The organism is Solwaraspora sp. WMMD792 (assembly GCF_029626105.1).
Lineage (GTDB): Bacteria > Actinomycetota > Actinomycetes > Mycobacteriales > Micromonosporaceae > Micromonospora_E.
The window spans coordinates 1,995,001-2,008,742 of the sequence record NZ_JARUBH010000009.1 but is presented as its reverse complement, the minus strand read 5'-3'; the positions used below and the strand labels follow the sequence as shown (position 1 = coordinate 2,008,742).

At 70.9% G+C, this 13,742-nt stretch carries 15 protein-coding genes and 2 pseudogenes; 8 read left to right on the top strand and 9 right to left on the bottom strand.

Annotated elements, in window-relative coordinates; genetic code table 11:
- The first annotated feature begins 46 nt into the window (after window positions 1–46).
- From O7629_RS10590 to O7629_RS10580, 3 genes are all read left to right on the top strand, one after another.
- Window positions 47–388 carry a hypothetical protein gene (locus tag O7629_RS10590; protein ID WP_278174486.1) on the top strand — a complete coding sequence of 114 codons (342 nt, stop codon included), beginning with the start codon at window positions 47–49 and terminating at the stop codon, window positions 386–388.
- 198 nt (window positions 389–586) lie between these two features.
- Complete coding sequence (locus tag O7629_RS10585) at window positions 587–1,663, top strand: helix-turn-helix transcriptional regulator (RefSeq protein ID WP_278168916.1); 1,077 nt, start codon at window positions 587–589, stop codon at window positions 1,661–1,663.
- A complete protein-coding gene (locus O7629_RS10580) occupies window positions 1,660–2,292 on the top strand; it encodes a hypothetical protein (protein WP_278168915.1) in 633 nt (210 codons plus the stop codon). Before O7629_RS10585 ends, O7629_RS10580 begins: the two co-directional genes overlap by 4 nt.
- A 69-nt stretch (window positions 2,293–2,361) precedes the next feature.
- Here the strand turns inward: O7629_RS10580 and adhE are convergent, their stop codons facing one another.
- The 4 genes and pseudogenes from adhE to O7629_RS10560 form a co-directional block, all read right to left on the bottom strand.
- On the bottom strand, window positions 2,362–5,007 hold the full coding sequence (gene adhE, locus O7629_RS10575; protein ID WP_278168914.1) for a bifunctional acetaldehyde-CoA/alcohol dehydrogenase: 2,646 nt from the start codon (window positions 5,005–5,007) through the stop codon (window positions 2,362–2,364).
- Between the two features lie 160 nt (window positions 5,008–5,167).
- Window positions 5,168–5,839: a helix-hairpin-helix domain-containing protein gene (locus tag O7629_RS10570; protein WP_278168913.1), complete on the bottom strand. Its 672-nt coding sequence runs from the start codon at window positions 5,837–5,839 to the stop codon at window positions 5,168–5,170.
- 183 nt (window positions 5,840–6,022) lie between these two features.
- Window positions 6,023–6,706, bottom strand: a pseudogene (locus O7629_RS10565) (maleylpyruvate isomerase N-terminal domain-containing protein); the annotation flags it as partial.
- A gap of 39 nt (window positions 6,707–6,745) precedes the next feature.
- Window positions 6,746–7,168, bottom strand: a pseudogene (locus O7629_RS10560) (ASCH domain-containing protein); the annotation flags it as partial.
- A 159-nt stretch (window positions 7,169–7,327) separates the two neighbouring features.
- Between O7629_RS10560 and O7629_RS10555 the strand changes: the two are divergent.
- The 5 genes from O7629_RS10555 to O7629_RS10535 all read left to right on the top strand — a co-directional run bounded on the left by O7629_RS10555 (window position 7,328) and on the right by O7629_RS10535 (window position 11,229).
- Window positions 7,328–7,846: a GNAT family N-acetyltransferase gene (locus O7629_RS10555; RefSeq protein WP_278174484.1), complete on the top strand. Its 519-nt coding sequence runs from the start codon at window positions 7,328–7,330 to the stop codon at window positions 7,844–7,846.
- Between the two features lie 77 nt (window positions 7,847–7,923).
- Window positions 7,924–8,916: a MerR family transcriptional regulator gene (locus tag O7629_RS10550; RefSeq protein ID WP_278168912.1), complete on the top strand. Its 993-nt coding sequence runs from the start codon at window positions 7,924–7,926 to the stop codon at window positions 8,914–8,916.
- Window positions 8,917–8,951: 35 nt separating this feature from the next.
- Complete coding sequence (locus O7629_RS10545) at window positions 8,952–9,722, top strand: aminotransferase class IV family protein (protein ID WP_278168911.1); 771 nt, start codon at window positions 8,952–8,954, stop codon at window positions 9,720–9,722.
- A gap of 200 nt (window positions 9,723–9,922) precedes the next feature.
- Window positions 9,923–10,849 (top strand): RNA polymerase sigma-70 factor, encoded by a 927-nt coding sequence (locus O7629_RS10540; protein ID WP_278168910.1) that lies wholly within the window; start codon window positions 9,923–9,925, stop codon window positions 10,847–10,849.
- On the top strand, window positions 10,846–11,229 hold the full coding sequence (locus O7629_RS10535; protein WP_278168909.1) for a DoxX family protein: 384 nt from the start codon (window positions 10,846–10,848) through the stop codon (window positions 11,227–11,229). The genes O7629_RS10540 and O7629_RS10535 overlap by 4 nt, the downstream gene beginning before the upstream one ends.
- A 48-nt stretch (window positions 11,230–11,277) precedes the next feature.
- Here O7629_RS10535 and O7629_RS10530 read toward each other — a convergent pair whose 3' ends face one another.
- The 5 genes from O7629_RS10530 to O7629_RS10510 form a co-directional block, all read right to left on the bottom strand.
- A complete protein-coding gene (locus O7629_RS10530) occupies window positions 11,278–11,550 on the bottom strand; it encodes a DUF6510 family protein (RefSeq protein ID WP_123604612.1) in 273 nt (90 codons plus the stop codon).
- A 64-nt stretch (window positions 11,551–11,614) separates the two neighbouring features.
- A complete protein-coding gene (locus O7629_RS10525; protein WP_278168908.1) occupies window positions 11,615–12,367 on the bottom strand; it encodes a ferredoxin reductase in 753 nt (250 codons plus the stop codon).
- A complete protein-coding gene (locus tag O7629_RS10520) occupies window positions 12,337–12,939 on the bottom strand; it encodes a sulfite oxidase-like oxidoreductase (protein WP_278168907.1) in 603 nt (200 codons plus the stop codon). Before O7629_RS10520 ends, O7629_RS10525 begins: the two co-directional genes overlap by 31 nt.
- A gap of 109 nt (window positions 12,940–13,048) precedes the next feature.
- Window positions 13,049–13,363, bottom strand: a complete 315-nt coding sequence (locus tag O7629_RS10515; RefSeq protein ID WP_278168906.1) for a type II toxin-antitoxin system PemK/MazF family toxin — start codon at window positions 13,361–13,363, stop codon at window positions 13,049–13,051.
- Entirely contained in the window at window positions 13,360–13,611 is a 252-nt protein-coding gene (locus O7629_RS10510; protein WP_278168905.1) for a hypothetical protein, read from the bottom strand. Before O7629_RS10510 ends, O7629_RS10515 begins: the two co-directional genes overlap by 4 nt.
- Between the last annotated feature and the right edge of the window lie 131 nt (window positions 13,612–13,742).

The following is a 13,742-nucleotide window of genomic DNA, read 5'->3' as shown; positions in this document are numbered from 1 at the left end:
CCCGGAGCACGGCCCGGCGGGCCCGGCGGCCGGGCGCCCCGTCCGGGTGACCGTCTGCCGGGGCTGCTGTTGCGGCACCCGTCGCAAACACCCGGACGTCGACCACGACCGGCAGCTCGACATCCTGCGCGCCGCCGGGTCGGTACGGGTGTCCGACTGCCTCAACGCCTGTGACCGGTCCAACGTGGTAGTCGTGCAGCCGGCGGCGCTGGCCCGCCGACTGGGCGCCCGCCCGGTGTGGCTCGGCGGTGTGCTCGACGAGACGTCACTGTCGAGTGTCGCCGAGTGGATCGCGGCCGGCGGTCCGGGCCTGGCCGCGCCGCCGGACCGGCTCGCCGGGCTGTGGTTCGCCGCCCCCCGCTGGGGAAAGTCGGCCCCGACGTCCTGACCGCCGTGGTGCCGTCGCTTGTCGGCCATCGCGATCCGGCGGCCGACAAGCGACGCCCCCGAACGCGCGCCTGCCCGGATCACGATCACCTATCGGCGCCCGGTTCGACAAGGACGGCGCGAACCGATTGCACAATCGCGCAACCGTCCGGTGCCGTGGTCTTCTCTCCTGCGGCGTTTCTGTGCTGAGCTGACCGGCGTGACACGGGGAACGGGGACCATCAGGACGCACGGCCCGACCGCGGTTGCACAACTGACCCGGTGGGGCGCCTCACCCGATGCCGATCTGGTCTACCGGGCGCTGACCATGTTCGGTGCCCGCAGCAGCGGCCAGCTCGCCCATGAGCTGGGGCTGACCCGCAAACGCGTCAAGGTCGCGCTCGACGAACTGAACGGCCTGGCGGCGGCGGTGCCGACCGCTGCCGGCTGGCGGCCGCTGCCAGCGGGTCCGGTCATCGCGCGGCTACGCCGGCCCGCGCGGCCGGTACGGCGGCAGGACGTCTGGCGCCAGCATTTCCGTACCGTGCACGGCATCGACCTGCCCGGCCCGGACGACCCGGCGGTACGCAGCCTGGGCAGCCGGACCGCCGCCCGCGACCGGGTGCGGCGGCTGGTCGCCGCCGAACGACACGAACACCTGGCCATCAACACCGAAGTGATCAGCGCGGCGGCCTCGGCGGAGGCGATCCCACTGGACCGCAGCCAACTGGACCGGGGCATCCGGGTGCGGGTGCTGCAGCGGCCGCCCACCGTCGACGACCACAGCGTCGAGCATCTCGCCCAGCTCGACGCGGCCGACCCCGAACGGGTCCGGGAGCTGCCCGACCCGCCGATCAAACTGCTGGTCTACGACCGACGCGTCGCGCTGTTCCCCGTCGATCCGCTCGACTTCGAGGCCGGATACGTCGAGCTGGTGGACCCGGTCGCGGTCCGCCAACTGTGCGACCTGTTCGACCAGCTGTGGGCGCGGGCGCACCGGTCCGGTCCAGGAGGGAGACCTGCGATCACACTGACCCCCCGTGAGCAGGCGCTGGTCGCACTCCTCGCCGCCGGGCACACCGACGCCTCCGCCGCCGAGGAACTGCGGCTGAGCCTGCGCACCGTCGCGTACACGATGCGCAACCTGATGGACCGCCTCGGCGTGGAGAACCGCTTCCAGTTGGCGATCCTGCTCGGCGCCACGGGTGTGGTCGCCCTGGCTCCGCCCACCCGTACCGCGGCACCCCGCTCGTCGTCCCACGCGGAAACGTCCGCACCGGAGGAGGAATCCCATTGACCCCCACACCTCGCCGGACCGCCGTGATGACGGCCGCGACGATCCTGATGGCAGCTACCCTGGCGTGGCTGTCGACCGCCAGCGTGTCCGCCACGCCCGTGTCCGCAGGTACGCCGACGCCGTCATGGACGGCTTCGGCTTCGCCGATCCCCACCAGCGAGCCGGCCATCACGGACTGGTGGACTCCGGCTGGCTGCGCCGCCGGCCAGTTGAGCGGCCTCGTCGCGGACCCGGACCTCGGTCCGGTGCTGCCGGGCGAGGCGACGCTCTGCACCACCTACAAGGACAAATACCGGTTCGGGGTCGCGGTGTTCCGCCCCGACGACGGGCCGACCTTCGTCTACCGCACCCAGTTGGTGCCCTACCACCCGACCGACGCCTCGCCGGTACGGATCGTGTTTCCAGGTGGGGCGCCACCGGCGAACCGGGGCGTCTGTCTGATGCGCTCGGAGCAGGTCCGCCTGGCCTGCGTCGAACTCGTCGGTGAGCCGGACGGCACGGTGGCCGCCCGGTCGATCCCGGTCGACCACCCACTGGTCGACAGAGCGATCACCCTCGATGAGCAGACCGAGTTGCCCGTGCCAAGTCCGGGCTGCGCCAACTGTGTGGCGTTCCCCGAGCAACAGTGACCGCCGGGGCCGATGGGCAGGCGCGCCACGTCCGGCTGCGGCAGCGTGCCGCAGCCGGACCGGAGACGATCAACGACCGGCCGCGCCGTAGTACGCGGTACGCATGATCTCCTGCATGTCGTCGAGCATCGGCATCCGCGGGTTGGCCGGTGCGCACTGGTCCTCGTACGCGTTGACCGCCTGCTGCGGCAGACTGGCCAGGAACGACGCCTCGTCGACCCCGACCGCCTGGAACGACGGCTCGATGCCGACCGCGTCGCGTAGCCGTTCCACAGCGGCGGCGTACGACTCGACGCCTTCGGCGGGAGTGGCCGCCGGAAGGCCGAGCATCCGGGCAATCTCCTGGAACCGTTCCGGAGCCCGGTAGTTCTCGTACTTCGGCCAGCCGGACAGCTTGCCGGGCCGCGCCCCGTTGTAACGGATCACGTGCGGCATCAGGATCGCGTTGGTCCGACCGTGGGCGATGTGGAACGTCGCACCGAGGGTGTGCGACATGGCGTGCACGATGCCGAGAAAGGCGTTGCCGAACGCCATCCCGGCGATGGTGCCGGCGTTGTGCATCTTCTCCCGGGCCTCGGGGTCGGCGGCACCGTCCCGCACCGCCTGCTCCAGGTAGGCGAAGATCAGCCGGATCGCCTGCAGGGCGAGCCCGTCGGTGTAGTCGTTGGCGTACACCGACACGTACGACTCGGTGGCGTGGGTCAACGCGTCGAAGCCGCTGTCGGCGGTCACCACCGCCGGCAGGTCGGCGGCGAGCACCGGGTCGATGATCGCCACGTTCGGGGTGAGCGCGTAGTCGGCCAGCGGGTACTTCTTGCCGGTCACCGTGTCGGTGATCACCGCGAACGGGGTGACCTCGGCCCCGGTGCCCGACGTGGTCGGGATGCAGACCAGCTTGGCCAACTCGCCCGGGGCCGGGAAGGTGAACGCCCGCTTGCGGATGTCGAAGAACTTCTCCCGCATGTCGGCGAAGACCACGCCGGGGTGTTCGTAGCGCAGCCACATCACCTTGGCCGCGTCCATCACTGAACCGCCGCCGAGGGCGATGATGGTGTCCGGCCGGAAGTGGCGCATCTGTTCGGCGCCAGCGTCCACGGTACGGATGCTCGGCTCCGGTTCGACGGTGTCGATGATCTGCAGTGCGACCCGTTCGGACCGGCCCTGCAGCACGGTAAGGATCCGGTCGACGAACCCGAGCCGGGTCATCGTCGCGTCGGTGACTACGGTGACCCGGTGCAGGTCCGGCATGTCGGCCAGGTAGCGGATCGCGTGTGGCTCGAAGTAGATCTTCGGCGGCACCTTGAACCACTGCAGGTTGTTGGTTCGCCTCGCCACCCGCTTGATGTTGAGCAGGTGGACGGCGGTCACATTGCTCGACACCGAGTTGCGCCCATAGCTGCCGCAACCCAGCGTCAACGACGGCGCGATCGCGTTGTACATGTCACCGATCGCGCCCTGCGAGGCCGGCGCGTTCCAGATGATCCGTACCGCCCTGACCCGCCGGCCGAACTCCTCGGCGAGGGCGGCGTCGCCGGTGTGGATGACCGCGCTGTGGCCGAGCCCGTGGAACTCGACCATCTGCTCGGCGTACCGGATGCCGTCGGCGTGCCCGTCGGCACGCAACACCGCCAGCACCGGGCAGAGCTTCTCCCTGGTCAACGGCTCGGCCGGGCCGACCTGGTCGACCTCGACCAGGATGATCGACGTGTCGGCCGGCACGGTGAACCCGGCCTGCTGCGCGATCCACACCGGGGACTGCCCGACGACCGCCGGGTTGAGTTTGGCTCCGGCGCAGCCCGCCGACCCGGCGGCGGCACCGAACAGCAGCTCCTCCAGTTGGCGTTTCTGCTGCGCTGTCGCCCGGTGCGCGTGCAGCTTCGCGAACTCGGCCATCGCCGGCTCGTAGATGTCGTCATCGACGATGACCGCCTGCTCCGAGGCGCAGACCATGCCGTTGTCGAACGCCTTGGACAGCACCACGTCGTTGACCGCCCGGGCCAGTTTCGCGGTCCGCTCCAGGTAGGCGGGGACGTTCCCGGCGCCGACGCCCAGCGCCGGCTTGCCCGCCGAGTACGCGGCCCGCACCATGCCGTTGCCACCGGTGGCGAGGATCAGCGCGACCCCGTCGTGGCGCATCAGCGCCCCGGTCGCCGCGACCGACGGATGCTCGATCCACTGAATGCAGTGCGCCGGCGCGCCGGCGGCGACCGCCGCGTCGCGGACCACCCGGGCCGCTTCGGCGCTGCACCGCTGGGCCGCCGGATGAAAGGCGAAGATGATCGGGTTGCGGGTCTTCAACGCCAGCAGGGCCTTGAAGATCGTCGTCGACGTCGGGTTGGTGACCGGGGTGACGCCGCAGATGACGCCGACCGGTTCGGCGATCTCGACGATGCCGCTGATGTCGTCACGGCCGACCACGCCGACCGTCTTCAGCGCCGCCATGCTGTGTGTGACGTGTTCGCAGGCGAAGATGTTCTTCACCGCTTTGTCCTCGAAGACGCCGCGGCCGGTCTCCTGCACTGCCAGCCGGGCCAGGTCGCTGTGTCGGCCGAGCGCGGCGACCGACGCCTTGCCGACGATCGTGTCGATCCGCTGCTGGTCGAATTCGGCGTAGTCGTCGAGTGCCTTGGACGCGGCCGAGACGAGAGCGTCGATCGCGACCTCTGTCTCGGCCGGCGCGGCCGGCTTGGTGTGCACCTGGACGACTGCGGTCATGCCGATCACCTCGTTCGGTCGGCACCGGCGGCACCCTGCCGCCGGTGCTCGACCTCATCGTCACGCGGTACGGTGATCGAACACTGCCGCCGTACGTCCCTGATCGCCGGGACCTAGGTCACTCCACGTCGGTCCACTCTGGCTGTCGGGCCGTACCCGGTCAGGTCGCGGAGCGGGCCGCCGCCAGCTCCCGGGCCTTGGCCGGCCAGGTCGGCAGGCTGGCGGTGGCCCGTACGCCGGCGGCGCGTACCGCCGCGCGCAGCGCCGCCTCGTCGGTCGCGCCCAACTGCTCGTACGTGCGGATCCCGGCGGACTGCAGGGCGGCGGCCATCTTCGGCCCGATGCCCTCGATGCGTCGGAAGTCGTCCGCCGGCCCCGGCTCGGCGGCAGTGGACGGCTCGGCAGTGGACGGCTCGGCAGTGGACGGCTCGGCAGTGGACGGCTCGGCAGCGGGCGGGTCGACAGCGGGTCCAGCAGCGGCAGGCTCGACGGCGGCGGCAGCGGGCTCAACGGCGGCGGCCGGCGTCGCGGGAGCAGGATCAGCGGCCGGCGCCGGCTCGGGGTCGACCGGCTCGGGGTCGACCGGCTCGGGGTCGACCGGCTTGTCGGCGGTGGGCTCGACACTGACCGGCTCGGCCGAGGCGATCGCGCCGGGCTCGGCGGGAACCTCGGTGGCGGGCTCGGTCTTGACCGGATCGGCCGGCGATGCGGGCTCCGGACGGGCCGGTTCGGCCGCCGACGGCTCCTCCGAGGTAGCAGTCGGCGGCTCGGCCACGGCAGTAGCCTCGGGCTTCACCGGGGCGTCCTTGCCGGCGGCGGACCGGCGGCTCATCACGAGCCACCCGGCGACTGCACCGAGCAACACCACGACCAGCAGAATCAGTATGTTCCCGAGGGACCAGTCCACGGCAAACCTCCAGCACCAAAAGTCAGAATCGCGAAAGGGTCTCGTTGTGGCCTTGTCGCTGTCAACCTACGGGCAGTCGCAAGGCGCTTCGAGGGCAGGTCGGTCCCGCTACTCTTCGCCAACCACAGTGGGACGGTGCGTGCCGCCGAAGAACGGAGAGCGCACCCCCTGCGGGTGCAGTTCCGCCGGGTTCACGTCACCTGAATCGACCCGCCCGGTGACCGCGCGTACCAATGTCGGCCGGTCCCATCGGCGCGCCGCCCGCAGCGGCGCCAGGGTGGTGCCCGCCGACAGCGCCACCACCAGGTCCGCCGCCTGGGCGGTCAGCCACGACGCCATGCCGAGGCCGTCGGCCAGGTCGACCCCGTGGACGGCGAGCTCGACGACCCGGGTGGCCTGGAAGTCGGTCAGCGTCATCAGGTCACCGTGCCGGGTGACGACCAGGCGGTCCGGCGGCTGCGCCGCGACCCGAGCGGTGGCGGTCGCTGCCCGCGCCGCCAGCTCGTCGACAGCGGCGGTAACCGTCCGAGCCGCCGCCCACCGCTGAGCGTCGGCGATCCGCCCACCGTCCGCATCGGGACGGAACCGTGCGTCGGGCGTGTAGTAGCCGACCGCGTCCACCGGGCCGTCGGGGCCGGCGGCGGGTGCGCTGTCGTCGAGCATCTCGACGGTACGGGACAGCGCGATCACGGTGTGCGCAAGCAGTTCCTTGACTGTCCACGGCGCGCATCTGGTCGGCCGGTCAAAGTCCGCCTCCGGTACGGCCCGTAGCGCGTCGACCGCCGCTCGACTTTCGGCGGCGTAGGCGAGGGCCACCTCGCCGGACCGCCAGATCCGCTGCACGACCCGGAACCGTTCGGCCACCACCATCGTCCGGTCGTCAACAGTGAACGTCTCGTCACCGAGAGCGGCCCGCATCGGCGCAGACTGCCAGAAGTCGATGTGCGCGCGGCGCCAGCCGGCGACGTCGGTGAACCCTTCACCTTCGTCGATGGCGTGAGCGAGGTCCACCTCGGCAAGTGGGACCACCCGTACCTCGGTGGTCTCCAGCACCGCGCAGGGCCGGTCCGCCGAGTCCACCAGAACGGACCGGTCCCCCGCGACCGGCAGCGGCTCGTCCTCGTGCCGGTACTCGAGCAGCAGCCCGGACGTGGAAGTCTTCGCACCGGTGAGGATCGCCGCGACCAGCCGGTCGCGTAGCGGCCCGGGGAACGCGAACTGGGCCTTCGGCAGGTCGTTGAGGTGGTGCGGCAGGTTCTGACCGCCACCACGGTCCGCCTCGGTCGCCACAGCGGCAGTGTACTGGCGGCGGTGCCGCCTGGTCCCACCCACGATCGTGTGCTGCCGGCCGACGACCGTCGCGCAATTGACGTGACGGCACACGACCAGGTACGCCACGATGTGCCGGTGACGATGTCAGACGCGCGTACCGTATCGCTGCACCCGATGACCCAGAGCGAGTACGACGTACGGATTCCCGCACTGGTGGCGGGTTATGCCGGTGACCTGCTGCGGTCCGGTCGGGCCACCACCGAGACGGCACTGACCGAGTCCCGCCGCCAGCACGCCGAGTTGCTGCCCGACGGGCTGGCCACCGATCGGATGCTGTTCCTCGTCGCGCGGGAGACGGGCACCGACGACGCGCGGCCGGTCGGCTGGATCTGGGTCGGGCTGCCGGATCCGGCAGAGCCGGAGCGGCCGGCCTGGATCTACAGCATCGAGGTGGACACCGCCCATCGCGGCACCGGGTACGGGCGGGCCATCCTGGCCGCTGTCGAGCCGGTGCTGGCGGCGCGCGGAGTCACCCGGCTCGGGTTGAACGTCTTCGGAGACAACCTGGTGGCCCGCCGACTGTACGAGTCGACCGGATTCACGGTCACCGCTCAGCAGATGGTCAAGCCGATCGGTTCCGCGCCGCAGGAGTCGGCGTAACGAATCCGGCGTACCGCTGCCGGCGCGACTTCACGAAGCTTGTATCTCGAGCCGCTTGAGATCGCATAGTGGACGCCGTGGAGATGAACGAGCTGTACCCCATCGGGGATGTCGCCCGACGTACCGGTCTGAGCGTCAGCGCCGTCCGGTACTACGCCGACGCCGGTGTCGTCACGCCGGCAGCCACTTCCCCGGCCGGCCACCGGCTGTACGACGTGTCGGCGATCGCCCGGCTGGAACTGGTCCGAACGCTTCGGGAACTCGACGCCGGGCTGGACGAGATCCGGCGGGTGCTGGCCGGCGAGGCGACGCTGCGCGAACTGGCCGCCACCCACCTGGCTCTGCTGACCGAGCAGGAGACCCGGCTGCGCAGCCGCCGCGCGGTGCTGTCGACCATCCTGCGGCAGGACTCCACCGCCGAGCAGGTGACGCTGATGCACAAGCTGGTCGGTATGTCGGACGAGGAACGCGATCGGCTGATCGACGAGTTCTGGGCCGAGGTCTCCACCGGCTGGGAACCACCGGAGCAGATGATGCGGTGGTGGCGGGCGGCCCGACCGGAACTGCCCGAGCATCCCACCGCGGCCCAGCTGGAGGCATGGATCGAGTTGGCCGATCTGCTCCGGGACGGCGAGGTCCGACAGGCCGTGCGCCGCGAGTTGCACCAGGTGTGCACCACCGGGGCAGGGCCGCTGATGACCTCATCGCCGATGCTGGACCGGATGGAGGCGGCTATGCCGATCGGCCAGGCGGTGATGGACGCGGCGCGGGACCGGGTACCACCGGACTCGCCGCAGGGGCGGGAGATCGCCGACCGGTGGATGGGCTGGCTGACCGGCGTATTCGCGACACCGGACAGCCCGGGTCTGCCGGACACCCCCGAGTTCCGGATCCAGACGGCCGACCACATGCTCGCCGGCGCGGTGTGGGACCGTACACCGCCGGATCCACAGGGACCATTCGACCGGTACATGGCGCTGGTCACTGCCGTCAACGGCGTGGAGCCGGAACGGTTCCCGTTCGAGTGGCTGGCCGAGGCGCTGCGCGCGTCCGCCCCACCGGTCTGCTGATCGCGGCGGCCATGCCCGGATTGGAGACTGGCATCATGCTGCTGAACGGGAAGCCTGTCGATCTGGATCACCTGAGGATCCTGGGTCTCACCAACTACGGTCACTTCACGTCCATGCGAGTGGACGCCGGCCGGGTGCGCGGACTCGCACTTCACCTCGACCGGCTGACAAGGGACTGCCGCGCACTCTTCGGCGCGGAACTCGATCAGCACGAGGTTCGCAGCTATGTCCGTCAAGTGGTGGGTTCCGCCGAGTCGACCGTCGCCAGGGTGACGGTGTTCGACCCGGACCTCGACCTGGGGTATCCCGCCAGCGCATCACGCCCTCAGGTGCTCGTCACCACGCGAGCGGTGTCGTCGGTCCCACCACGACCGCTGGTGCTCGCCACTCGCTGCTACGAGCGGGACGTACCAGCCGTCAAGCACCTCGGCCTGTTCGCGACGATCTTCCACCGCCGACAGGCTCAACTCGCTGGGTTCGATGACGTGCTGTTCGTGGACAGGGAGGGTTTCATCTCCGAGGGGGCGACCTGGAACGTCGGCCTGATCGAAGGCGACGAGATCGTCTGGCCACAGGCACCGGTGCTGCCGGGAATCACGATGGCATTGATCCAGCAGGTACGCGCCGGGCTCGAGCGCCGCGTCGACGTGTCGGAGCTGGATCGCTACACCGCGGCGTTCACCACCAACGCCGCGGTTGGCGTCCGGGCTGTCACCGCGATCGACGCCACCCGATGGTCCGACATGACTCCGCTGGTCGAGCAGATCCGCAAGGACTACAGCGCCATCCCCGGCGAACCGCTCTGATGCGCTGCACGTCGGTACATACACCTGCCCCCGGGCAGTGCGGCGCTGCCGCATCCTCCATGTTGCGATCTGCCGGCGCCGCACTGTGACCCGGGTAACACCCTGTCATGCCGGGTCGGGGTGTCTCGTCTGTGGTGGTGAGGACGACGAGTGGAGACCACCCGATGACGACCCGTACCGAACGGCGGCGGTAGTCGGCCATGCCGCCCACCGAAATCTACGACGAACTGCGCCCGTGGGCGTTCACCATCGCCTACCGGATGCTCGGCAGCGTCAGCGAGGCCGAGGACGTCACGCAGGAGACGTTCCTGCGGATGCACCAGAGTGCGCTGCGGGGCGAGGCGATCGCCTCACCCCGGGCGTACGCCGCCACGCTGGCCACCCGGTTGGCCATCGACCAGCTCCGCTCGGCCCGGGTCCGTAGGGAACGTTACGTCGGCGAGTGGCTGCCTGAGCCACTGGTCACCGATCCCACACCGGCCGAGCAGGCGGAGACCGCCGATTCACTGTCGCTGGCCTTTCTCGTCCTGCTGGAGAGCCTGTCAGCGCAGCAGCGCGCCGCGTTCCTGCTGCGCGAGGTGTTCGACTACCCGTACCCGCAGGTGGCCGAGATCGTCGGCGCCGACGTGGACGGTGCCCGGCACCTGGTCGCCCGAGCGCGGGAGAAGATCCGCGCGCGTCGACCGCGCTACCACGCCAGCCGGCGGCAACGCGACGAGCTGGCCCGACGGTTCTTCGCTGCCGCCCAGCAGGGCGACCTGCCGGCGTTGGAGCAGTTGCTGGCGCAGGACGTGGCCATGCACGGCGACGGCGGCGGCAAGGTTCCCGCGCTGCCCCGGCCGGTGTACGGGCGTACCCGGGTGGCCCGCGTCCTGGCGACCTGGCTGCCCCGGCTGCCGGATCTCGGGGTACGGCTGAGGCCGGTCTCGGTCAACGGACAACCCGGCGTGGCCGCCTACGACCCGCAGGACCAGCTGGTCGGGGTCATTGGGCTGGACATCGCCAACGGGCGGGTCCGCGCAATCCACTCCATCGCCAACCCGGACAAGTTGCGGCACCTGGGCCCGGTCGGCGACCCCACCACCGTGGTACGTGCCGCTCGCGACCGATCGAAAGGACAACCATGAATCTCATACTGTGGATCGTCACCGGCTGGCTGGCCGTCGTCATGGTGGTCAGCACCGGGAAGGTGCTGGTGCCCCGGGAGAAGCTGGCCTCGATGGGTCGGGCCGGGGAGTGGGTGATGGACTTCAGCCCTCGCGCGCTGTGGGTCATCACGATCCTGGAGCTGTTGGCCGCAGCAGGGCTGATCCTGCCGGCGGTGCTCGGCATCGCCCCGGTCCTGGTGCCGGTGACCGCGGTCTGCGTCGCGGTGCTGTTCACCGGTGCGGCGACCATGCGGCTGCGACGCGGCGAACGCCTGACGGCCCTGCCCGACCTGGTCTATGCCGCGATGGCCGCCTTCGTCGCCTGGGGCCGGTTCGGTCCCGCGCCGTTCACCGGCTGAGTTGATCCGACTCCGCCGGGCCGGTCCGCCCGGCGGAGTCGGAGATGCTCAACCCGTCGGCACGGCGATCCGCAGGCTCAGCGCGCCGTGCAGGTCGAGCCAGACGTCGACCGGGCCGCGTACCAGTCGCAGCAGCACCCCGGTGCAGTGCGGGCAGCGGGCGACCAGGCCAGGCGCGTCGGAGTAGACCATCAGGGCGGCGAGCGGTCCGGCCCGCCCGCAGCTGGCGCAGCGGCCGATCGCGGTGGTGACGTCCACCGCGAAGATCTCGCCCAGCGGACCGGCCAGCGCGTTACCGTCCAGGTGGTGCTCGTCGGGCAGGTGCTGCTCGTCCGTCATGTGACGTCCGTCGGGCAGCACCGACGTCACGGGCTGGTCGGTCATGTCAACCTCCGGTGGGTCCGAATCGTTCGGTGCGGACGCGGCGGGGGTCGTGCCCGAGGGCGATCAGGATGTCGGCGACCGTCTCCACGAAGCCGGTCGGCCCGCAGACATAGCAGGCCGGTTCGAGCATGGCCGGCCAGCCGTCGGTGTTGACCCGGGAGACTCCGATCCGGCCGACCTGGCCGGGCCAGCCCTCGGGCGCCTCCCGGGTGTAGACGTAGCTGACGTCGAGACCGGCGTCGTCGCGGGCGCGGCGGCGCAGCTCGTCGGCGTAGTAGACGTCGGCCGGGGTACGCACCGAGTAGATGAGCCGGAACGGTACCCGGCTTCCGGCGGCCCGTCGGGCGCGGATCATCGCCATCAGCGGCACGATGCCGGAGCCGCCGGCGATCAACAGCACCGGATCGGTCGTGTCCGGTCGCCACACGAACCAGCCGCCGACCGGTCCGCGGATCTCCACCGGGTCACCGACGGCGTACGGGCCGGCCAGGTAGCCGGAGACCTCGCCGTCGGGCACCCGCTGCACGGTCAGCTCGACCCGGTCGCCGTCGGCCGCGTTGGCGACCGAGTAGCTGCGCTGTGCCTGGTAACCGTCGGCGGCGGTGAGCCGCACGTCGACGTGCTGGCCGGGCAGGTGTCCGGGCCAGTCCGGCACGTCGAGCAGCAGGGTACGGGCGGTCGTCGTCTCGTCGCGGACGGCGGCGAGGCGGGCCACCCGCCAGCTCAGTCGCCCTGGTACCGCTGCTCGCGCCATGGGTCACCGTAATCGTGGTAGCCGGCGGTCTCCCAGAAGCCGGGTTCATCGTCGGTCAGCAGCCGGATGCCGTGCACCCATTTGGCCGACTTCCACAGATAGAGGTGCGGCACCAGCAGCCGGGCCGGGCCGCCGTGCTCCGGGCTCAGGTCGGCGTCGTCGTAGCGGTAGGCGATCCACGCCTGCCCGTCGAGCAGGTCAGCCAGTGGCAGGTTGGTGGTGTAACCGCCGTACGAGTGGGCGAGGGCGTAGTCGGCGCTGGTGTCGATGTCGGCCAGCAGGGTGTCGAGGGAGACGCCGTGCCAGCGGGTGCCGAGCTTGGACCACTTGGTCACGCAGTGCAGGTCGACGGTGACGTCCTCACTGGGCAGGTCGAGCAGCTCCGGCCAGCTCCACCGCTGCTCGGTGCCGTCCTCGGTGGTGACCACGAACTGCCAGCCGGCGACGTCGATGCGCGGGGTCGGGCCGGCGGACAGCACCGGGAAGTCCTCGGTCAGATACTGTCCCGGCGGCAGGGTGACAGCGCCGGGAGAACGTGGACGGCCCTGGAACCCGGGCGACACGATACCCATCGGACCGTCGTACCACCTGGCCGGGCGCTTCCGCCAGCGTCGGCGGGGATTGCACCCGTCCGAGGTGCCGGGCCGCGCGCACCTGGCAAAGGCCGAACGCGCGCACCTGTCAAAGGTCGAACAGGTCCCGCATCGCCTCTTCCAGGCGGGCCATGCTGGCACCGGTGACCATGCCGACCCGTTCCGCCCCGGAGCGGCCGGAGATGCGGCGCATCCGGTTGACCACGACGACTCCGGACAGCGGGTCGGTCTCGGCCAGCGGCACCACGAACGGAGGCAGGCTGGTGGCGCCGCGCTGGCGGACGATCGGCGCGCAGTACGGGGCCGCCCTGGGTCGCTCGTTGTGCGTGTCGCCGGACAGCACCACCACCCGGTAGCGCAGGTCGGAGCGCTCGCCGACGGTCCAGATCTCGCCGCGGTTCACGCCGCGTCAGACAGGTCGGACCAGCCGGACTCCAGCGTGTCGGCGAGTTCGTCGAAGCCGTCCAGTTCGTCGCGGACCTCCGGGTTGGCGGCCAGCCACTCCTCGTGTGCCCGGGCGGCGTCGCGGCGCGCTTCCCGGCGGGCCGCCCGGTCGATCCAGTCGGAGAGCGTCATCCCGTCCCGTTCGGCAGCGGCCCGCGCCCTGGCCAGGGTCTGCGGGCTCAGCCGCAGGGTGACCATCTCTGCCATGTCGCGATGGTACGACCAGTGCGGCCGGTGTGCTGCCCCGGCCCGGCCCGGGTCGGCGGGCATGTCGCGGAGTTGTAACGTTCAAGTCAGCCATTGACGCACATGTAACTGACTCCTAACCTACGTTGACA